19 protein-coding genes are annotated in these 18,746 nt (G+C 66.9%); 8 read left to right on the top strand and 11 right to left on the bottom strand.

What is annotated here, in order from left to right; all coding sequences use genetic code 11:
- Positions 1 to 183 precede the first annotated feature (183 nt).
- Positions 184 to 1,242 carry a DUF6624 domain-containing protein gene (locus tag P5F91_RS28605; protein ID WP_186454545.1) on the top strand — a complete coding sequence of 353 codons (1,059 nt, stop codon included), beginning with the start codon at positions 184 to 186 and terminating at the stop codon, positions 1,240 to 1,242.
- Between the two features lie 78 nt (positions 1,243 to 1,320).
- Here the strand turns inward: P5F91_RS28605 and P5F91_RS28600 are convergent, their stop codons facing one another.
- Positions 1,321 to 1,800, bottom strand: coding sequence for a YchJ family protein (locus P5F91_RS28600; protein WP_145608903.1), 480 nt, complete (start codon positions 1,798 to 1,800; stop codon positions 1,321 to 1,323).
- A 316-nt stretch (positions 1,801 to 2,116) separates the two neighbouring features.
- Here P5F91_RS28600 and P5F91_RS28595 point away from each other — a divergent pair, with 316 nt between their 5' ends.
- From P5F91_RS28595 to P5F91_RS28580, 4 genes are all read left to right on the top strand, one after another.
- Entirely contained in the window at positions 2,117 to 2,509 is a 393-nt protein-coding gene (locus P5F91_RS28595; protein ID WP_277908921.1) for a hypothetical protein, read from the top strand.
- Positions 2,510 to 2,755: 246 nt separating this feature from the next.
- Positions 2,756 to 2,893 (top strand): hypothetical protein, encoded by a 138-nt coding sequence (locus tag P5F91_RS28590; RefSeq protein WP_157999424.1) that lies wholly within the window; start codon positions 2,756 to 2,758, stop codon positions 2,891 to 2,893.
- 302 nt (positions 2,894 to 3,195) lie between these two features.
- Positions 3,196 to 4,425: a Bcr/CflA family multidrug efflux MFS transporter gene (locus P5F91_RS28585; protein WP_277908920.1), complete on the top strand. Its 1,230-nt coding sequence runs from the start codon at positions 3,196 to 3,198 to the stop codon at positions 4,423 to 4,425.
- A gap of 256 nt (positions 4,426 to 4,681) precedes the next feature.
- Positions 4,682 to 6,235, top strand: a complete 1,554-nt coding sequence (locus P5F91_RS28580; RefSeq protein ID WP_186454546.1) for an efflux transporter outer membrane subunit — start codon at positions 4,682 to 4,684, stop codon at positions 6,233 to 6,235.
- A gap of 65 nt (positions 6,236 to 6,300) precedes the next feature.
- On the opposite strand, the gene P5F91_RS28575 is transcribed toward P5F91_RS28580, so the two are convergent.
- The 8 genes from P5F91_RS28575 to P5F91_RS28540 form a co-directional block, all read right to left on the bottom strand.
- Positions 6,301 to 7,089 (bottom strand): MerR family transcriptional regulator, encoded by a 789-nt coding sequence (locus tag P5F91_RS28575; RefSeq protein WP_277908919.1) that lies wholly within the window; start codon positions 7,087 to 7,089, stop codon positions 6,301 to 6,303.
- A 140-nt stretch (positions 7,090 to 7,229) separates the two neighbouring features.
- Positions 7,230 to 8,015 carry an exodeoxyribonuclease III gene (locus tag P5F91_RS28570; RefSeq protein WP_145608905.1) on the bottom strand — a complete coding sequence of 262 codons (786 nt, stop codon included), beginning with the start codon at positions 8,013 to 8,015 and terminating at the stop codon, positions 7,230 to 7,232.
- A gap of 72 nt (positions 8,016 to 8,087) precedes the next feature.
- Complete coding sequence (locus P5F91_RS28565; RefSeq protein WP_040845606.1) at positions 8,088 to 8,288, bottom strand: YbdD/YjiX family protein; 201 nt, start codon at positions 8,286 to 8,288, stop codon at positions 8,088 to 8,090.
- On the bottom strand, positions 8,288 to 10,357 hold the full coding sequence (locus P5F91_RS28560) for a carbon starvation CstA family protein (RefSeq protein ID WP_145608906.1): 2,070 nt from the start codon (positions 10,355 to 10,357) through the stop codon (positions 8,288 to 8,290). The genes P5F91_RS28565 and P5F91_RS28560 overlap by 1 nt, the downstream gene beginning before the upstream one ends.
- Positions 10,358 to 10,807: 450 nt before the next feature.
- Positions 10,808 to 11,284, bottom strand: a complete 477-nt coding sequence (locus P5F91_RS28555; protein ID WP_186454566.1) for a spore coat protein U domain-containing protein — start codon at positions 11,282 to 11,284, stop codon at positions 10,808 to 10,810.
- Between the two features lie 328 nt (positions 11,285 to 11,612).
- Entirely contained in the window at positions 11,613 to 12,074 is a 462-nt protein-coding gene (locus P5F91_RS28550) for a Csu type fimbrial protein (protein ID WP_145608907.1), read from the bottom strand.
- Between the two features lie 330 nt (positions 12,075 to 12,404).
- Complete coding sequence (locus P5F91_RS28545) at positions 12,405 to 12,875, bottom strand: spore coat protein U domain-containing protein (RefSeq protein ID WP_145608908.1); 471 nt, start codon at positions 12,873 to 12,875, stop codon at positions 12,405 to 12,407.
- A 286-nt stretch (positions 12,876 to 13,161) separates the two neighbouring features.
- Positions 13,162 to 13,617 carry a Csu type fimbrial protein gene (locus tag P5F91_RS28540; RefSeq protein WP_277908918.1) on the bottom strand — a complete coding sequence of 152 codons (456 nt, stop codon included), beginning with the start codon at positions 13,615 to 13,617 and terminating at the stop codon, positions 13,162 to 13,164.
- A gap of 326 nt (positions 13,618 to 13,943) precedes the next feature.
- Here P5F91_RS28540 and P5F91_RS28535 point away from each other — a divergent pair, with 326 nt between their 5' ends.
- The 3 genes from P5F91_RS28535 to P5F91_RS28525 all read left to right on the top strand — a co-directional run bounded on the left by P5F91_RS28535 (position 13,944) and on the right by P5F91_RS28525 (position 16,036).
- Entirely contained in the window at positions 13,944 to 15,134 is a 1,191-nt protein-coding gene (locus P5F91_RS28535; RefSeq protein ID WP_277908917.1) for an acyl-CoA dehydrogenase, read from the top strand.
- A 120-nt stretch (positions 15,135 to 15,254) separates the two neighbouring features.
- Complete coding sequence (locus P5F91_RS28530; RefSeq protein WP_145608911.1) at positions 15,255 to 15,485, top strand: hypothetical protein; 231 nt, start codon at positions 15,255 to 15,257, stop codon at positions 15,483 to 15,485.
- Positions 15,486 to 15,850: 365 nt separating this feature from the next.
- Positions 15,851 to 16,036: a hypothetical protein gene (locus P5F91_RS28525; RefSeq protein WP_040849248.1), complete on the top strand. Its 186-nt coding sequence runs from the start codon at positions 15,851 to 15,853 to the stop codon at positions 16,034 to 16,036.
- Between the two features lie 65 nt (positions 16,037 to 16,101).
- On the opposite strand, the gene P5F91_RS28520 is transcribed toward P5F91_RS28525, so the two are convergent.
- Together P5F91_RS28520 and P5F91_RS28515 are read right to left on the bottom strand one after the other, a co-directional pair.
- On the bottom strand, positions 16,102 to 16,674 hold the full coding sequence (locus P5F91_RS28520) for a nucleoside 2-deoxyribosyltransferase (RefSeq protein WP_277908916.1): 573 nt from the start codon (positions 16,672 to 16,674) through the stop codon (positions 16,102 to 16,104).
- Entirely contained in the window at positions 16,671 to 18,668 is a 1,998-nt protein-coding gene (locus P5F91_RS28515; protein ID WP_277908915.1) for a bifunctional 2',3'-cyclic-nucleotide 2'-phosphodiesterase/3'-nucleotidase, read from the bottom strand. The genes P5F91_RS28520 and P5F91_RS28515 overlap by 4 nt, the downstream gene beginning before the upstream one ends.
- Positions 18,669 to 18,746: the final 78 nt, after the last annotated feature.

Genomic DNA, 18,746 nt, shown 5'->3' with positions numbered 1-18,746 from the left:
GTTTTATCGTCCGCGACGGTCGCATGAAAAGCGAACTGCCAGCAAGCGTCGGACGGGTTACCCGCCCCGTGACAGCCATGTCGGCCCAAAGTCCGAAGACGGGACGAAGCGACGTTAGGACGCGCCGGGTACCGCAGGCGCTGATAGTATAAGCAACGGCATATTCCATTTGTGGGGGGCGCGATGCGGCGTGGATGCGGTGGCGTTTTGCTGGCTATGGGCGTGATGCTGGCGGTGGCGCCGGCCGGTGCGGTCTTCATCCAGCCCCAGACCACCGGGTCTTTGGCTCAGGCGGCGCCTCAGGCCGCGGCCTACATGGCACGGTCGCAGGCGGCGTTGGACGACCACACCTGCGACCCGGCCGAAATCGTCTGCGCCGTGGGGATCGCCGCCTTCGCCACGACCGCCGTTTTCACGGTCAGCCATGCGGCGTGCGATGACGCCGCCTGTGAAACGGAACGCGCGGCCCTGGTGTCCAATTATCGCAACCAGGTGGAGGCCATCCGCGCCCGGATCGCCCACGACAACACGTTTTTGGCGCAGGGCCCTGGCGGTGGGCAAGGTTCCGTGGGCATGGTCGATGGCCTTCGGGCCCGCGGCGACATGCCCAGCAAGGCGCAGGTGGACTCGCTGCTGGTCCGGGCGCAGACGGCTCTAAACGCCGACGCTTGCCCGCTTACCGCCCCAGCCTGCGTGGAAGGTGAGCTGTGGCTGATCTGGGACATGGACCAGATGGTCCGCGCCTTCCCTAATTGTAACACCTTGCCCAGGGTGGAGGTGCAGGCCTGCTGGCAGGCGCTGGGCCCGCGCATGCGGGCGGCTGACACCTATGATCGCCGGCGGCTGCGACGGCTCATGGACGCGGTCGGCTGGCCGGCCGAGGTTGACTGGGGGCGTCGCGCGGCGACGGGGGCGTGGCTGGTGGCGCAGCACTCGGGCCGCACCGATCCCGACCTTCAGGCGGCCGTGTTGGTTGCAGTCAAAGCGGCGGTTGACGCGGGGAAGAGCCCGGCGGTGCAATACGCCTATCTGTTCGATCGCAACGCCGTGTCCAACCAGCACCCGCAACTGTACGGCACCCAGGGACGGTGCGACCCCGCCACCAAAACCTGGGTCATGAGCGAGGTCAGTGATCCCGATGGGCTGGCGGCGCGCCGCGCCGCCCTGGGCCTCGACCCCATGGCGCTTTACCAACAGCAATCCGACCGGTTCTGCCGGGGCGGCAGGGAGGACGACGACTGAACCCGATCCTCATGGCTGGAATCGAAACCCCCGCCGGGCTTCGCCTGGCGGGGGGCAATCGCGTGAACGCCAGGCGGCTCAGGCGCCGTGGCACTTCTTATACTTCTTGCCGCTGCCGCAGGGGCAGGGGTCGTTGCGGCCGACCTTCTCCGCCGTGCGCGGGCGTGGGCCCATGGCGCCGTCGACATAGTACCAGCGGCCGTCGCGCTTCTCGAAGCGGCTGGTCTCGTGGTGCAGGTAGTCCTTGCCCTCGAAGTTGAAGCGGGCGACGAACTCCACCTTGCCGGTATCGTCCTCGGGGCCGCCGGCCTCGGTCCACCGCACTTCCAGGCCCTGCCACGTGCTGTCGCGGGCCCACTGCTCGGTCTCTTCGCGGTTGAAGTCCTCCGCCGTCTCCGGCAGCAGGGTGCTCTGCAGGTAGTCAATGTTGTGCACGATGAAGGCGGAATAGCGCGAGCGCATCAGCGCCTCGGCCGTGGGCGGCAGGGCGGTGCCCGCGTGATAGGGGCCGCAGCAATCTTCATAGGCGCGGGCGCTGCCGCAATGGCACTGGCTCATCGTCGTGATGTCTCAAGGCTGAAAGAAGGGGTATCTGTGCTGCCAGATACCGCAAACCGTCGCCGGACACCAGTGCGCAGGCCGCGCCACCGCTTTCCCGCCACCGTTGGCGGGCAACCATCGGCCGCAACCCTGCGCGCATGGGCGGCACGCCAGCCTTGCGGCGCCCGGGTCTTGCGGCGGCGGGGCCGAGCGCTCATTTGCTTGATGTAACAGGATGTGTGCCCGGGTCGCATGCCGGGGCCGACCACCGCCGATCCCAGGGCCGACCCCATCCTCGCCCGCCGCACGATCCCCCTCAGGGAGTGCACGAACCATGTCCTTGCCTGGCAACACCGCGCTGACGACCGGGCCATCCACGGCCCCGAAACGCCGCTGGCCCTTCCTGGCGTTGAAAGGCCTGGCGGCTGGCGCGGCGCTTCTGGCCCTGTCGGGCTGCGTGGCCGACGGCTACTACGCCACGCCGGTCTATTCGGGCCCCTACGCCTATTCCACCTACCCTTACTACGACGGCTACGGCTATTACGGCGCCTATCCTTATTACGTCGGCATCGGCGGCTATTACCCGTATTACGGCTGGGGCCATGGTTACTGGCATGGCCACTACGGGGGCTGGTCTGGCGGCCACTGGGGAGGCGGCCACTGGGGTGGTGGTCATTGGGGCGGTGGTCACTGGGGCGGACACGGCGGCGGGTTCGTCCACCACTGACCCCGTCCCCAGGCGGGAAGCATCGGCATAAGCATTTGCGGGCTTGCCAGGCGCCCGGTCCAGCGATGGGCCGGGCGTTCTGCTGCGCACTCCGCGGCGCTTTCCCTGCGTCAGCGTGCCACGGCATGAACCCGATCATGCCCAGCAGCCGCCGTCTTGTTGTCGCATTTGGCTGCCAGATTTTTCCCATGCCGATAGCCCCACGGGACACGCCCAGGGCGCGGCCCGATAGTCCGGAGATACATCATGTCTGATCGATCCCGTTCCATTCTGACCCGGCTGGTCCTGGCCGGGATGGTGCTGGCCGGACTGTCCGGCTGCGTGATTGAGGAACGTCCTTATCACCACCACTATTGGCATCACGATTATTACGACCACTATTAAGCCAATCGGGCGCCGACGTCGGGCGCCGGAGGCGATCGCGAAAGGCCGGAGGCGCCGGGGGACCGGGGCCTCCGGCCTTATATTTTGGGAAATGGCTATCTTGGGAAATGGCGGTGACGCCGCCGCCCGTCGTCCGGCGCGGGGCTGATCCGCACAAAGGCCGGATTGGTTAGCGGCCCGGCTGTGGCCATCATTGTTGCACATGCTCAATGGCGTGGTTGGGGGCGGGCGCACCGCTCAAGGAGCTGAAGGTGGCGGTGGAACAGGTGGCCTCGGGATCGGCGATCGCCGGCGGTGCGTCGATGGGGATCTCCGCGGTCTCGGGGGCCGTGGATGCGGGCAGGCGCCGGGGCGCTGGGCTGCTGACGCAGCGTGGCGTGGGCTTTGTCGCCATGCTGGCCATGCTGATGTCCTTCGGCTCCATGTCGGTCGACATGTACCTTCCGGCCATGCCGCAGATCGCCCGGGACCTGGGGGTCACGCAGGCCGGGGTTGAATCGTCGCTCACCGCCTTCTTCCTGGCCTTCGGCCTGTGCCAGCTGTTCTGGGGGCCTCTGGGCGACCGTTTCGGCCGCCGCGGGCCTATCCTGGTGGGGATCCTGCTGTATCTGGCGGGCAGCGCCGGCTGCGCCGCCGCGCAGGACATCACCACCCTCAGCCTGTGCCGCGCCATCCAGGCGGCGGGCGCCGGCGCCGCGCCGGTTCTGGCCCGCGCCATGGTGCGCGACGTGTTCGACCGTGACCGCGCCGCCAGCGTCTTCTCCATGATGATGCTGGTCATGGGTGTCGCCCCTATGGCCGCCCCGCTGCTGGGCGGCCAGGTGCTGGCCTACCTGGACTGGCGGGCCATCTTCTGGGTGCAGGCGGGCTTCGGCCTGGTGGCCATGGTGGGCCTGATCAGCCAGCATGAGACCCTGAACCCGGCCTTGCGGGCGCGGTCCAACGGGCTGGCCCAGCTGCGCAGCTATGGCCAGCTGATGATCAGCGGCCGTTTCCTGGGCTACGCCCTGACGTCCGCGATGATCTATGGCGGCATGTTCGCCTACATCGCCGGCACGCCCTTCGTGTACATCGACTATTTCCAGGTGCCCGCCCGCCTGTACGGCCTGCTGTTCGGCCTCAACATCGTCGGCATGATCATCGTCAACATGATCAACAGCCGGTTGGTGCTGCGCCTGGGCACGGATCGCCTGCTCGCCTGGGGATCGGCCTGCATTGCCCTGTTCGGCATCGGTCTCGCCATCGCCGGCCACACCGGCGCGGGTGGCTTGTGGGGCATCGTCGCGGGCCTGTTCCTGTTCATGGCCTTCACCGGCCTGATCGGCGCCAATGCCACGGCGGGCGCCCTGGCCTCATACCCGCACATGGCGGGCACGGCCTCGGCCCTCATGGGGTCAACCCAGTTCGTCACCGGCGCCGTGGTCGGCACCCTGGTGGGCTGGCTGGCCGACGGCACGCCCTGGCCCATGGCCGCCATCATCGGCGGCGTGGGTGTGCTGGGTTTCGTCTTCAACCGCCTGCTGATCCGCTGAACGCAACAGTGGCATGCGCCACTATTGTGCGCCCGCGTTAATCCATGTGCGCCGCGTCACTGAGACGCGATCGGGGTTTGCCTTAAACAACGGCACGATTGCACCGGGTCGGGTGCGCAGGGCAGGGGCGGGGGGCCAACCCGATCGGCCTGGCGCACGCCGCTTCCCTCTGACACGCGTCCTATCTGCCCAGCCCCTGCGCCGTTTCCGCGCGCGAGGGGCACGAAACCGTTTTGCCGGATCGAAGGTTTCCACGATGTCCACGTCGCGTACCCTTGCTTCCACCTCCTGGTTCCGCCGCCTCGCCACCCGTCGCCTGGCCGTCGCCTTCCTGCCGCTGATGCTGGCGGCCTGCGCGCTGGACGGGGAAACCCCGGCCGACCCGGCCAAGTCCCTGGTGATGCCGTCCCACTGGGATGCCACCTCCACCCAGGGCGGTGCGAAGGACGGCACCACCCAGACGGTGGCCGTCACCACCGACGCCGCCGCTTGGCCGACGACCGATTGGTGGTCGGGTTTCAACTCGCCGGAACTGACCCAGCTGCTGGCACAGGCCCGCGCCGACAATCCCGACCTGGGCGCCGCCGCTGCCCGCATCGCCCAGGCCGAGGCCCAGGCGGAAATCTCCGGCGCCTCGCTGTGGCCCAGCGTGCAGCTGGGGCTGAGCAGCACCCGCTCCGGCAGCCGTAACATCAAGGGCTCGGCCGCCGCCGGCCTGAACGGCGCCGTGCCGCTGAGCGACTACGCCGGCAACGTGCACCAGGCCTCGCTGTCCGCCAGCTATGAGATCGACTTCTGGGGCAAGAACCGCGCCACCCGCGACAGCGCCCAGTTCAGCCTGGACGCCAGCCGCTTCGACAGCGAGACGGTGGCCCTGTCGCTCAGCAGCAACGTGGCCGCGACCTACTTCCAGATCCTGGCGATCCGCGACCGCCTGGCGGTCGCGCGCGGCAACCTGGAAAATGCCGAGCATGTGCTGTCCCTGATCGATGCCCGCGTGCAGGCCGGCGCCGACAGCCAGCTGGACCTGGTGCAGCAGCGCTCCATCGTCGCCACCCAGCGCGCCGCCGTCCCGGCCCTGGAGCAGCAGGAACGCACCCAGCTCAACGCCCTGGCCATCCTGCTGGGCCGTGCGCCCGAAGGCTTCACCGTGCAGGCCAAGGGCTTGGCCGACGTGCAGCCGCCGGCGCTGGGCACCGGCGTGCCGGCCGAACTGCTGACCCGCCGCCCCGACATCCGTTTTGCCGAGGCGCAGCTGGCCGCCGCCGGTGCCGACATCAAGGTGGCGCGCACCCAGATGCTGCCGTCCGTCACCCTGAACGCCAGCACGGGCGTCGAGGCGGCGACCCTGGCCCACCTGGTGAACGCCCCCACCCTGCTGTTCAGCCTGGGCGGCGAGATCGCGCAGAGCCTGTTCTCCGGCGGCCGTCTGGAGGGCCAGGTGCACCAGGCCGAGGGCCGGCACCGGGAGCTGGCGGAGGATTACCGCAAGGCCGCGCTGTCCGCGCTGTCCGACGTGGAAAGCGCCGTCTACTCCATCGACCGCTACCAGGACCAGTACGGCCTGCAGAAGGACGCCGTGGCCCAGAGCCAGCGGGCCTTCGAACTGGCCGAGGATCGCTACCGCGGCGGCCTGACCGACCTGCAGACCCTGCTGGACACCCAGCGCACCCTGCTGTCCACCCAGGACACCCTGGCCCAGGTGAAGCTGTCGCGGGTGCAGGCCAGCGTCAGCCTGTTCAAGGCGCTGGGCGGCGGCTGGCAGGACGACGGCAGCAGCTTCCTGTCGCAGGCCAAGGCCGCGCGCTGATCCCAGCCCGCTTGAGTCTCAAGGAAAGCCCGCCCCGGCGCCGGCCAGGGCGGGTTTTCTATTGCCTACGCCCGGCTTCCTTTCATGGCGGCACCGACATAGTCCCACAGGCCTTGGTCGAAGGGCAGGCCCTGGCCTTGCGGGTCGCGGTCCAGCGCCTTCTGCCACAGGCCGGCGGTGCGCTGCGCCACCGTCCCGTCGCCCTGGGTGAAGGCGGTGACCAGGCTTTGCCAGCGTCGGGCGGCCTCCTGCGCGCGGGCGTCGCTGGCCGGCACGCCGGCTTGGCGCAGGGCCTGGATGTCGGCAATCAATTGCGTCCAGGCGCGGGTACCCTCGGCTGCCGCCGCCTCACCGCCCCGGGGCGTCATCAGGGTGGCGCGTTCCTCGGCCGTATAGTCCTCGGCCAGGACGGTGCGCAGGGTTTCAGGCATCGTGTTCATGTCCAATCTCCGGATCAAGGTGCACAGGTCATCGACGGAGATCGGGGTGGTGCCGGGGCGGGACATGCCCGTACGGGCCAGGGCCTGTTCCACCAGGTCCAGGCCGGCCTGGGCCGCCGCCAGCCGCCCGCGCCAGAGGGTGGCCTGCACCTCCAGCACGCGCCGTAGCGATGGGGTGTCGCCGGCCAGAACCCGGGCGATCTCGGCCAGCGACAGGCCCAGGGACTTCAGCGCCTGGATGATGCCCAGGCGCTGGAACTCCCGCGGGCCGTACAGCCGCCAGCCCTTGTCGGTGCGCGGCGGGTCCAGCAGGCCGCGCGCCTCATAGACCCGCAGCGCCCGGATGGTCAGGCCGGTGCGCGCCGCGGCTTCCGCCGCCGTCAGCACCGGCTCCGCCATCCGCTTTCCGGCCATGCCGTTCACCCTCGTCCGCACCATCTTGTCCCCGATCATCGTCGATAAGGCACGGTGCGGGTATGACCCAGGGTCCGGCTCAAGAGGTTTTTTCATCCCACCTAAGGCGCGGATGCGCCTGCCGGAGTTTGAGGAAAAACTTAAAGATAATCCACCGTCAGCGGCGCATGGTCGCTGAAACGCTGGTCCTTGTAGATGGCGGCGCTTTTGGCGGTGGCGGCCACGCCCGGGGTGGCGATCTGGTAGTCGATGCGCCAGCCCACGTTCTTGGCCCAGGCCTGGCCCCGGTTGGACCACCACGTATAGCCTTCCTCGCCCGCCTCGGGGTACAGGCGGCGATAGACGTCGACCCAGCCCTGCTCATCGAACAGGCGGGACAGCCAGGCGCGCTCCTCCGGCAGGAAGCCGGAGTTCTTCAGATTGCCCTTCCAGTTCTTCAGGTCGATCTCCTTGTGGGCGATGTTCCAGTCGCCGCAGAGGATGACCTGGCGGCCGGCCTGGGCCAGGGCCGCCATATGGGGCAGGAAGCGGTCCATGAAGGCGAACTTGGCGGCTTGCCGATGCTCCCCGCTGGAACCTGAGGGCAGGTAGACCGAGACGACTGACAGGTCGCCGAACACCGCCTCGACATAGCGGCCCTCGGCGTCGATGTCGTCATGCCCCAGCCCCAGGATCACCTGATCGGGCGCCTTGCGGCTGTAGACGCCCACACCGCTGTAGCCCTTCTTCTCCGCATACTGGAAATAGCCGTGATAGGCGGCGCCGGCGGCGTCGCTGGGCGCCAGCATCAGGGGCGTCATGTCCTCGGCCTGGGCCTTCAGCTCCTGCACGCAGACGACGTCGGCGTCCTGGGCCGCCATCCAGTCGAAGAAGCCCTTGGTGGTGGCGGAGCGGATGCCATTCAGGTTGGCGGAGATGATGCGCATGCTGGGGCTTTCGTCAGGCAAAGAAAGAGGGGGCCGGTCAGGGCCCCCTCTCGGTAAACAAATCCGGCAGGTTCAGCAACAGCGGCCGACCTTGCCGCTGTAGCGCGCCTCCTGCCGTTCGCGGAAGAATTCCTCCCGCGACATGATCGGCTGGTCCGGATGGTTGAGGCGCCGGTGTTCTACATAGCTGTCATAGTCCGGCAGCCCCACCATCAGGTTGGCCATGCGGGCCACCAGCTTGGCGAAGGGAAGGGCTTGCGCTTGTGCCGACATCAGTCGTCCCCGGCGGCGACGGCGGCCCCACCGATCCCGACCTCGTGCGCCGTGGCGCGCGGGTTGGCCAGGGCCTTGCGGATGTTCAGGATGCCGAACACCAGCATGGACACGACCACGGCCATGAACAGGCCGCACAGGGTGGCGTCGACATAGTCGTTGGTGATGACCCGCGCCATGGCCTCCGTCGTCTTGGCCGGGGCCAGCACCTTGCCGTCGGCCAGCGCGGTGGAGAACTTCTTGGCGTGCGCCAGGAAGCCCACGGCCGGGTTGTCATCGAACAGCTTCTGCCAGCCGGCGGTCAGCGTGCAGATGGCCAGCCACACGGTGGGCAGGATGGTGACCCAGGCGAACTTCTCCCGCTTCATCTTGAACAGGATGACGGTGCCCAGCATCAGGGCGATGGCCGCCAGCATCTGGTTGGAGATGCCGAACAGGGGCCACAGCGTGTTGATGCCGCCCAGCGGATCGACCACGCCCTGGTACAGGAAATAGCCCCAGCCGGCGACGGCGATGGCCGTGGCCAGCAGGTTGGCGCCCCAGCTCTGGGTCACGCGCAGGGCCGGCACCGCCGTGCCCAGCAGGTCCTGGATCATGAAGCGGGCGACGCGGGTGCCGGCGTCGACCGTGGTCAGGATGAACAGGGCCTCGAACAGGATGGCGAAGTGGTACCAGAAGGCGGTCATGGACTGGCCACCCACCAGGCTGGACAGGATGGTCGACATGCCCACCGCCAGGGTGGGGGCGCCGCCCGCGCGGCTGAGGATGGTCGTCTCGCCCACGTTCTTGGCCACTTGGGCCAATTCGTCTGGGGTGATGGCGAAGCCCCAGTTGCCCACCACCTGGGCCGCCTGGTCCACTGTGGTGCCGATGACGCCGGCCGGCGTGTTCATGGCGAAATAGACGCCGGGGTGCAGCACGCAGGCCGAGATCAGCGCCATGATGGCGACGAAGCTTTCGGCCAGCATGGCGCCATAGCCGATCATGCGGGCCTGGGCCTCCGTCTCCAGCATCTTGGGCGTGGTGCCCGAGGAGATCAGGGCGTGGAAGCCCGAGACCGAGCCGCAGGCGATGGTGATGAACAGGAAGGGGAACAGCTGGCCGGAGAAGACCGGGCCGCTGCCGTCGACGAAGCGGCTGACCGCCGGCATGTGCAACTCGGGCATGACGATCAGGATGCCGACCGCCAGCGCGATGATGGTGCCGATCTTGAGGAAGGTCGACAGGTAGTCGCGCGGCGCCAGCAGCAGCCACACCGGCAGGACCGAGGCGATGAAGCCGTAGGCGATCAGCATAAGGGCCAGCGTCTCACCCTTGAAGGTGAAGGCGGCGGCCCAGGCGGGATCCTCCGCCACCCACTGGCCGCCCATGATGCCCAGCAGCAGCAGGACCAGGCCGATGGCCGACATCTCGCCCACGCGGCCGGGACGGATGAAGCGACCGTAGATGCCCATCAGCACGGCGATCGGCATGGTGGCGAAGACGGTGAAGGTGCCCCAAGGGCTGCCGGCCAGGGCCTTGACCACGATCAGCGCCAGCACGGCCAGCAGGATGATCATGATGAGCAGCACGCCGAACAGGGCGATGACGCCCGGCACCGTGCCCATCTCGGACTTGATCATGTCGCCCAGCGAGCGGCCGTCGCGGCGGGTGGAGGCGAACAGGATGATGAAGTCCTGCACGGCGCCGGCGAACACCACGCCGACCAGGATCCACAACGTGCCGGGCAGATAGCCCATCTGCGCTGCCAGCACGGGGCCCACCAGCGGGCCGGCGCCGGCGATGGCGGCGAAGTGGTGGCCGAACAGCACCCACTTGTCCGTGGGCACGTAATCCAGGCCGTCATTGTGGCGCATGGCCGGGGTCGGGCGCCCGCCGTCCAGCTTCAGGGCGGTGTTGGCGATGTACAGACTGTAGAAGCGATAGGCGATGGTGTAGGTGCACAAGGCCGCCACAACCACCCACAGCGCATTGACGGTTTCGCCGCGCGACAGCGCGACGACACCCAGCGATGCGGCGCCGACGAGCGCCACAATCAGCCAGACGAGCCGTCCGGCGGTTCCGTTCATTCCGTTTCCTCCCAAGAAATCCCGCACCCCAGCCCCGGCCGCAGGGGGTACCTCGAATTCTCTTCACCCTTGGGCCGTCCGCCGGGTCTACGGCGACGGTCCAGGGTTGGCCTTGTCATTGCCGCGCCAGGGCTGATCGCGTTGATATTACAGGATCGTTTGCCGCTTGGACAGAGGGGCGCCCGTTGCCGCGAGGGCCGCCGCCAAGGGTGCGGTGTGCGGTGCGGTAAAGGAATTATTCATAGTTCGGTGCGATAACAGGGGTGCAACTTGGTTGCGTTTTCCTCCCTTCTGAAAACTCAGCCCCGGCGCCTTCTGGCAGCCGGGGTTTTTTATTGCCCGCACCGCAGTATCTTTTTGCTGCGACCGCAAAAACGGCGACGGCCCCGCCCGGGAGATCCAGGCGGGGCCGTATGGTCAGCCGAACCGGTGTGGTTGTTGGGTGTGTGATCAGCGGCCCTGGATGGTGATGGTCAGGGTGTCGGTGTAGCTGCCGGCGATGGCCTGGGCGTTGGCGGGGACGGTGACGGCGACGGTTGCGGTCTTGTTGAACTGGGCGGAGGAGCGGACGACGTTGACGCTGCTGCCGCTGGACTGGCCGTCGTAGATGGGGGTGTAGCTGATGGGCTGGGCGCCGGTGGCGGAGGACTTCAGGGTGCCGCCGTTGGCGGAGGAGACGCTGATCTGGTAGCCGGCGCCATCGTTGCAGGTCTCGACGACGCTGCCGACGGTGACGGCGTTGGAGCCGGTGAGGATGTTCAGCTGGGTGCCGGCGTCGGTGACGGCGACGGAGCAGGTCTGGGCGACGGTGCTGTTCAGCTGGATGGTGCCGGAGGCGGCGGCCGTGGCGGCGAAGGCGGGGGCGGCGGCCAGGGAGACGGCGGCGACGGTGGTGGCGGCGATCAGGGCGGCGGCGAAGCGGATCATGACGACGGTTCCTATCGGTTCGGCTGGGCTTGTTGCCCGATTGCTTTGATGTGAGACGTAACAGCAATCACGGTGCCAGAACCGGGTCTGGGACGGCATTAATCCGTTAACCAATTGATGGTGTTGATTTATCTGACCTATCGCCACGAAGGCGTGCCAGGGCACGCCGGTAACACTGTTGCGTCACGCACCATGCGAAAGGTTAGGAACTCAGCTGAATCAATGCATTAGGATTTGCAGTCCGCCAGACGGCGGACACGCGAAAGGGCGCCCCGGCGTGGGGCGCCCTCTCCCGAACCTTGGTCTGAGGGTGACCGTCGCTGGCGGCTTACTTGCCGGCGATGGTGATGGTCAGGGTGTCGGCATAGCTGCCGGCGATGGCCTGGGCGTTGGCGGGCACGGTCACGGAGACGTTGGAGGTCTTGTTGAACTGGGCGCTGGAGCGGGTGACGGCGAAGCTGGCGCCAGAGCCGTTGGTGCCGTCGTAGCTGGTGGTGTAGCTGATGGCGCTGGCACCGGTGGCGGACGACTTCAGCGTGCCGTTGTTGGAAGAGGCAACCGTGATGGTGTAGCCGGCGCCGTCGTTGCAGTTCTCGACCACGCTGCCGACGGCGACGTTGCTGGAGCCGGACAGGATGTTCAGGGTGGCACCGGCATCGGTGACGGCCACGGTGCAGGTCTGGGCGACGGAGCTGTTCAGCTGGATGGTGCCCGAGGCGCCAGCGGCGGCGAAAGCGGGGGCGGCGGCGAACAGGGCGACAACAGCGGCGGCGGCGGCGATGCGGATCATGATGAGGTTCCTATCGGTTCGGTGGGCGGCTTCAGCGGCCCGGTTGGTTCATGCCTGGTTATAAGCACATGCCGTGCCGAGATTTGTCGCTCGCTGGAAATGTCGCATATGCATTTGATAAACAAAGATAAATTTCTTTGCTGCGATGAGAGGTCACACTAATCTCTTCCAGATTGTTGCGTTGCGCAATAACCCAAAGATTAGGACTGGCCGCCACGTCAATGCATTAGCACATGCATTTATCCACGATTAATCCCGACAGAAAATGCACAATGAAAAAGGGCGGCCCCTCGCGGGACCGCCCTTTTCGGTGTTGGGATATCGCCAGGCTTACTTGCCGGCGATGGTGATGGTCAGCGTGTCGCTGTAGCTGCCGGCGATGGCTTGGGCGTTGGCGGGCACGGTCACGGAAACGGCGGAGGTCTTGTTGAACTGGGCGCCGGAGCGGGTGACGGCGAAGCTGGCGCCGGAGCCGTTGGTGCCGTCGTAGCTGGTGGTGTAGCTGATGGCCTGGGCACCGGTGGCGGACGACTTCAGCGTGCCGTTGTTGGCGGAGGCAACCGTGATGGTGTAGCCGGCGCCGTCGTTGCAGTTCTCGACCACGCTGCCGACGGCGACGTTGCTGGAACCCGACAGGATGTTCAGGGTGGCGCCGGCATCGGTGACGGCCACGGTGCAGGTCTGGGCGACGGTGGCATTCAGCTTGATCGTGCCTGAGGTGGCGGCACTGGCGGGTAGGGCGGCCAGAAGGCTGGAAGCCAAGGCGGTGCTGGCGACGACAGCGGCGATGCGGCGGATCATGACAGGCCTCTAAACGGTTCGATGGGCTTTTGCCCATTTGGTTCATGATTGGTTAAAAGCAAAGACAGTGCCAGAGTGGTCTGGGCCGCAAGAGAATGAGTTAAATTATTGATTTATAATGATTAATTTTCCATCTTGGCCGTGAGTGCTGGCGGTACAGCTCTGGCTTCGTTGCGACATGCATTTATGGGCGCAAGTGCGTCTTAGCGTTGTGCAATTGCAAAATATAATAGCGATACGGCCGATGGGGTCGGCCGTATCGCATCCATCGTACCCCGTGTGCGGCTTACTTGCCGGCGATGGTGATGGTCAGGGTGTCGCTGTAGCTGCCGGCGATGGCCTGGGCGTTGGCGGGCACGGTCACGGAGACGGCCGCGGTCTTGTTGAACTGGGCGCCGGAACGGGTGACGGCGAAGCTGTTGCCCGAGCCGTTGGTGCCATCATAGCTGGTGGTGTAGGTCACCGGCTGGGCGCCCGTCGCGGAAGACTTCAGGCTGCCGCCGTTGGCGGAGGCGACGGTGATGGTGTAACCGGCGCCATCGTTGCAGTTCTCGACCACGCTGCCGACGGCGACGTTGCTGGAACCGGCCAGGATGTTCAGCTGCGCGCCGGCGTCGGTGACGGCCACGGTGCAGGTCAGCGACACGGTGCCGCTCAGCTTGATGCTGCCCGAGGTGTCGGCCAGGGCCGGGGCGGAAACCAGGGTGGCGACCAGGGCGGCGGCGGCGGTGCGGCGGATCATGGCGAAAGGTCCTATCGGTTCGAGTGGGCTTTTGCCCGTTTCGTTCATGTCCCGTTATAAGCAGACCGCGTGCCAAAGCTTGGCCCAGTGGGGTTGTCTAAATAAAATCAACGTATTGGTGGGAAATATCTTAACGAGACTTAACCTGTCCCTATGGACTAGGCCATTGCTCATAGGTTTTGCACTGCAACACGCATCGCGCCCTTGGGATAGGTGTATTGAAATGGGCAATGCATAATGCAGATACTCACGGAGTATCTTGACCGCCCGTGGCTTCCCGCCTGCAATGCGGCCCATCCAACGACCACCAATCAGGGGAAAGACCCATGGCGAGCGACAGTGCGGGCAAGGGCGGCTTCCAATGGGACGACGCCCTGCTGCTGGACGACCAGTTGGAGGCGGAGGAGCGGCAGGTGCGCGACAGCGCCCGCGCCTTCTGCCAGGACCGGTTGGCGCCCCGCGTGCGCGACGCCTTCCGGCATGAGGTGTTCGACCCCGCCATCATGGCCGAGATGGGAGATCTGGGCCTGCTGGGCATGACCATCGACGGCTATGGCTGCGCCGGGGTGAACCATGTCTGCTATGGCCTGGTGGCGCGTGAGGTGGAACGCGTGGACAGCGGCTACCGCTCCGCCATGAGCGTCCAGTCTTCCCTGGTCATGCATCCCATCCACGCCTATGGCAGCGAGGAACAGCGCCAGCGCTACCTGCCCGGCCTGTCGGCCGGCACGTTGATCGGTTGCTTCGGTCTGACGGAACCGGACGCCGGGTCCGATCCCGCCGCCATGAAGACGCGGGCCCGCCGCGTGGCCGATGGCTATGTCCTGACCGGATCCAAGATGTGGATTACCAACGCACCGGTGGCCGACGTTTTCGTCGTCTGGGCCAAGGACGACGAGGGGCAGATCCGGGGCTTCATCCTGGAAAAGGGGATGACCGGCCTGTCGGCGCCCAAGATCGAGGGCAAGTTCTCCTTGCGTGCCTCCATTACCGGCGAGATCGTGATGGACGGGGTGATGGTGCCGGAGACGGCCCTGCTGCCCGGCGTGGTGGGACTGAAAGGCCCCTTCGGCTGCCTGAACAAGGCGCGCTACGGCATCTCGTGGGGCGCCATGGGTGCTGCGGAGGCCTGCTGGTTCGCGGCGCGCGACTATACCCTGACTCGCACCGCCTTCGGCCGGCCGCTGGCCGCGACCCAGCTGATCCAGAAGAAGCTGGCCGACATGCAAACGGAAATCACCCTGGGCTTGCAGGGCGCCTTGCGCCTGGGCCGGCTGATGGACCAGGGCCGCGCGGCGCCGGAAATGATCAGCCTGATGAAGCGCAACAACTGCGGCAAGGCGCTGGACATCGCCCGCGCCGCCCGCGACATGCATGGCGGCAACGGGGTGTCCGATGAGTACCCCGTTATCCGCCATGTCTTGAACCTGGAGGCGGTGAATACCTACGAGGGGACCCACGACGTCCACGCCCTGGTTCTTGGCCGGGCTCAGACGGGGCTGCAGGCCTTCGGCTGAGCTGGATCAATCGGGGGCCAAACAAATTGCCCAGCGATTGATCCAGCTCAAGGACGGTGCGGCTGGCGAGGGATAGTCCTGGCCCTATCCGGAACGCATAGCCAGGGAAACACCGTCCCCATGAACCTTCTCCTGCCCCCTGCCACGGCCGTGGTGATGCCTTTCCCGGCCCCGGTTCTGGCCGGCGAACTGGCGGGCCTTTCCTTAATCGCCTATGCCATGGGGTGTGCCGCGCGGCGGGATGGACATGCCCTTTTGTCTAATCCCTTTGATGAGGCCGATCCCCTTGGCTCTTTGGGTCATATCGGGCCCGCAGGTGCCTGGCGCGATGGCTGGCTGAACGGCGGCTGAAAGCGGATAAAGCGCCCGTATCGTCGGGTTCATTACGTATTCGGAACGGTCGTGCGGACGACCGCTGCGCCACCTGGATTCCCGCGCCGACGTCTACGGCCAGAAAATCGGGGGAAGATCGCGGGTGACAAGGTGATGACGTACCCCTAAGCTATATCCCTTGGCATTTGAATTGGATTATGCTGATCGCAACAGCCCACGGGTTCCATTCCCCGGGGCGGACCGGTCCGGCGAACGGCCTGGGTTTCTAGAGCCGACCCCCAAAAGGCGCGCCGCGCAGGCAGGTGCCCCGGGGGCTGTTAAGGAGTAGGGAAGCTATGGCGTTGTCTAGGCGCGGGGTCGAACCGCCCAAACCGGGTGAATGGATGGAAGAGGTGAAGCTGCCCAAGCGTCGCCTGTTGGTCCATGCCATCCATCAGCGGGCGGGTCATCCGCCCCATGTCGAATTCCTGGTCGACGGCCGCTCCAGCGACCGCCTCAGCCTGGCGCTTGAGGTTGTGCTGGACAGTGACCGGTTCCGGCGCATGGGCGTATCGCAGAACGCCGCCTGACGCGCAGGGAAACAGATGGACCTGAAACAGCCGGGCCGGCAACGCCCGGCTGTTTCATTTTCCGGTCAGCGCTCCTGGAAGGAAACCCAGTCCCATGCCGCGCTGAGGGCGGCATCCACCCCATGATAAATGCCCAGGGGGCCAGGCTGGGCCGTCGGGAACGGCGCGGGGTGAACCAGCATCAGGTTGGCGCCGAGGCCGAAATCCTCCACCATACGTCCTTCCGGATCGCGCCAGTCGCCCTTGGTGTCCTGGGTCAGGGGGAAATGGGCACGGGTCCGATCCAGCAGACTGGCGGGTGTGGCCGTATAGGCGAAGACCGGCCGGCCCAGCGCCGCCGCAAAGCCCATCTCATAGGCCGTGCCGTCGTCGGCCGAGGGGCCGCGAAAGGGACTGACGTTGGCCAGCACCAGATCCGTGTTCCGGATCAGGTCCAGGTTGGTGGCACGGATGCGGCCGGCGTGATCCGCCGCCGTCTCGCCTGGGATCGAGACCACCGCACCATCCATGGGGAAGACGCCAACGATGCCGAAGCGAGCGCAGGCCGCGCGCAGGGCGTCAGCGGCCGCCCCGGGATCGGGCAGGAACACTTCCGGGCCCGCCAGATAGGCCCGCCAAACCTTCTTTTCCGCCGTCATTTTCCCAGCCCCTGGCCGGCCAGCGCGGTGGGCGACAAATCCACCCGGAACAGTTCCAGCCCGGGGTCGCCAGGCCCCACGTCGCTCAGGTTGGGGTATTGGGTCAACAGCGCCGCCGCCCTGGCGTTGGTATCGTACAGCACGGTCACCGGTGCGGTGACGGGCACGAAGCCCCAGCTGTGGTTGGTGGCGGGTACCAGGGTGCCGGCGGCGCGCAGATAGTCGGCGATGATCTCCTGGATCGTTTCCGTGCCTGAGTAGACGATGTTCTTACCGTCCAGGCCGGGGAAGTTGCCGCCGCCGTTGGCGCGGTAATTGTTGGTGACGACGATGAACTCATCGTCATCCTTCACCGGCTGACCGTTGTAGCGCAGGTCGATGATGCGGTGGTTGTCGCCCGGGGCCAGCTTGCCGTCGCCGCCGAAGCGCGGCGGCTGGGTCACATCGACCCGCCAGGTGACGCCGTCGATGACATCGAAGTTGAAGCTGGGAACGGCCCGATTCACCAGCATCTGCGGTTCCTTCTTGGCCGGGTCGACGCGGTTGAAGACGCGGGCAGCCATCTCCAGCCAGTCGCGCACCTGGGCGCCCGTCACCTTCACCGCCGCGACGATGTTGGGATAGAGGTAGAGGTCGGCGACGTTGCGCAGGCTGATCTGGCCGGCGGCTACGTCGGTGAAATAGTCGGGGCCCGGCTGGCCGCCCGCCTTGAAGGGGGCGGCCGCCGACAGGATGGGCAACTTGGCGTAGGGGCCGCCCGCCAGCGCCTTGGCCACGTATTGGCGCTGGGCGTCCGACACGATGTCCAAGGCCGGCTGGTCGGCGATGAAGCTGAAATAGGTCTCGATGCGGCCGGTGCTCTTGCCCACGGGCTGGCGCACATAATCCAGGGTCGCCTGGTGCGCGTCCTTGGCGATGGCGGCCACGGCCGCGTCCGGTTCCACCATCGGCGTGGCCTTGCCGTTCACGCGGGTCAGCACGGGCCGGGTCTCGGCATGGCCGCCGGCCACGGCCCAGCCGCCCTTGCCACCATGGGCCTTGGCGTCCGGCGACAGGATCAGGTCGATCACGCCCAGATGGTCGCCGAAGAAGCCGGCCATGACCACCGGCTTGCCATGGATCAGGCCGTGTGGGATGTCGGCGTCCGGCAGGTTGGCATAATCGGCGGCGGGGAAGACCCGGTGGGCATGGCCGGTGACGACGGCGTCCACCTCGGGAATGGCGGCCACGGCCACGCCGGCGTTCTCCGCCATCTTCTGGTGGGGGGCGGCCGACAAGCCGCTGTGGATGACCGCCACCACCACGTCCGCGCCCTGGGCCTTCAGGTCCCGGGCGGTCTTGGCCGCCACCTCCACGATGTCGGAGGTGGTGACCTTGCCCTCCAGCTTGTCCTTGTCCCACAGCACGATCTGGGGCGTCAGCACACCGACCACGCCCACCCGGATCGTATGCTTGGCGCCGGCGCCGTCGGTGAAGTCGCGGTCCAGGATGACGCCGGCGGGGAACAGGGGCTGGCCATCCTCCACCCGGTTCACGTTGCCGGCCAGCACCGGGTACTTGGCCTCCTTCTCCGCCGCCACGGCATAGTCTAGGCCGAAATTGAACTCATGGTTGCCCATGACGGCGGCGTCGTAGCCCAGCGCGTTCAGGGCGGCGATGATGGGCTGGAACTTGCCCGGCCCCAGGCCCTGCACCCGGGCGACATAGTCGCCCATGGGCGTGCCCTGGATCAGGTCACCGGCATCCACCAGCAGGGTGTTGGGCTTTTCGGCCCTGGCCTTGCGGATCAGGCTGGCCACCCGTACCAGGCCGACGCCGGGGTCCGGCTTGTCGGCATAGTAATCGTAGTCCATGACGTTCATGTGCAGGTCGGTGGTCGACAGGATCTGCACGTCAATCTGGTCGGACCTGGCCTCCTGCGCCCCCGCGTCCAGGCCCCCGAACACTATGGTACCGGTAAACAGCAGGGCGGCCAGGCGGCGGCAGGCGGGCATGGCGGGGGCATCCTTGATCTGTATCGGGGATCTGTATCGGGGATCTGCATTGGGAAAGGGGGCCGGATGCGTTCCGGC

Origin of the sequence: Nitrospirillum amazonense (assembly GCF_029594735.1) — a bacterium.
GTDB classification, from domain to species: domain Bacteria; phylum Pseudomonadota; class Alphaproteobacteria; order Azospirillales; family Azospirillaceae; genus Nitrospirillum; species Nitrospirillum amazonense.
Note: the sequence above shows the minus strand (reverse complement) of the source record. Positions and strands in the feature narration are given on the sequence as shown.

Excerpts from the sequence above, each read along its gene's own strand:
- P5F91_RS28605 (WP_186454545.1), top strand. The coding sequence starts at position 184 with ATGCGGCGTGGATGCGGTGGCGTTTTGCTGGCTATGGGCGTGATGCTG.
- P5F91_RS28600 (WP_145608903.1), bottom strand. The coding sequence starts at position 1,800 with ATGAGCCAGTGCCATTGCGGCAGCGCCCGCGCCTATGAAGATTGCTGC.
- P5F91_RS28595 (WP_277908921.1), top strand. The coding sequence starts at position 2,117 with ATGTCCTTGCCTGGCAACACCGCGCTGACGACCGGGCCATCCACGGCC.
- P5F91_RS28590 (WP_157999424.1), top strand. The coding sequence starts at position 2,756 with ATGTCTGATCGATCCCGTTCCATTCTGACCCGGCTGGTCCTGGCCGGG.
- P5F91_RS28585 (WP_277908920.1), top strand. The coding sequence starts at position 3,196 with ATGGGGATCTCCGCGGTCTCGGGGGCCGTGGATGCGGGCAGGCGCCGG.
- P5F91_RS28580 (WP_186454546.1), top strand. The coding sequence starts at position 4,682 with ATGTCCACGTCGCGTACCCTTGCTTCCACCTCCTGGTTCCGCCGCCTC.
- P5F91_RS28575 (WP_277908919.1), bottom strand. The coding sequence starts at position 7,089 with ATGGCCGGAAAGCGGATGGCGGAGCCGGTGCTGACGGCGGCGGAAGCC.
- P5F91_RS28570 (WP_145608905.1), bottom strand. The coding sequence starts at position 8,015 with ATGCGCATCATCTCCGCCAACCTGAATGGCATCCGCTCCGCCACCACC.
- P5F91_RS28565 (WP_040845606.1), bottom strand. The coding sequence starts at position 8,288 with ATGTCGGCACAAGCGCAAGCCCTTCCCTTCGCCAAGCTGGTGGCCCGC.
- P5F91_RS28560 (WP_145608906.1), bottom strand. The coding sequence starts at position 10,357 with ATGAACGGAACCGCCGGACGGCTCGTCTGGCTGATTGTGGCGCTCGTC.
- P5F91_RS28555 (WP_186454566.1), bottom strand. The coding sequence starts at position 11,284 with ATGATCCGCTTCGCCGCCGCCCTGATCGCCGCCACCACCGTCGCCGCC.
- P5F91_RS28550 (WP_145608907.1), bottom strand. The coding sequence starts at position 12,074 with ATGATCCGCATCGCCGCCGCCGCCGCTGTTGTCGCCCTGTTCGCCGCC.
- P5F91_RS28545 (WP_145608908.1), bottom strand. The coding sequence starts at position 12,875 with ATGATCCGCCGCATCGCCGCTGTCGTCGCCAGCACCGCCTTGGCTTCC.
- P5F91_RS28540 (WP_277908918.1), bottom strand. The coding sequence starts at position 13,617 with ATGATCCGCCGCACCGCCGCCGCCGCCCTGGTCGCCACCCTGGTTTCC.
- P5F91_RS28535 (WP_277908917.1), top strand. The coding sequence starts at position 13,944 with ATGGCGAGCGACAGTGCGGGCAAGGGCGGCTTCCAATGGGACGACGCC.
- P5F91_RS28530 (WP_145608911.1), top strand. The coding sequence starts at position 15,255 with ATGAACCTTCTCCTGCCCCCTGCCACGGCCGTGGTGATGCCTTTCCCG.
- P5F91_RS28525 (WP_040849248.1), top strand. The coding sequence starts at position 15,851 with ATGGAAGAGGTGAAGCTGCCCAAGCGTCGCCTGTTGGTCCATGCCATC.
- P5F91_RS28520 (WP_277908916.1), bottom strand. The coding sequence starts at position 16,674 with ATGACGGCGGAAAAGAAGGTTTGGCGGGCCTATCTGGCGGGCCCGGAA.
- P5F91_RS28515 (WP_277908915.1), bottom strand. The coding sequence starts at position 18,668 with ATGCCCGCCTGCCGCCGCCTGGCCGCCCTGCTGTTTACCGGTACCATA.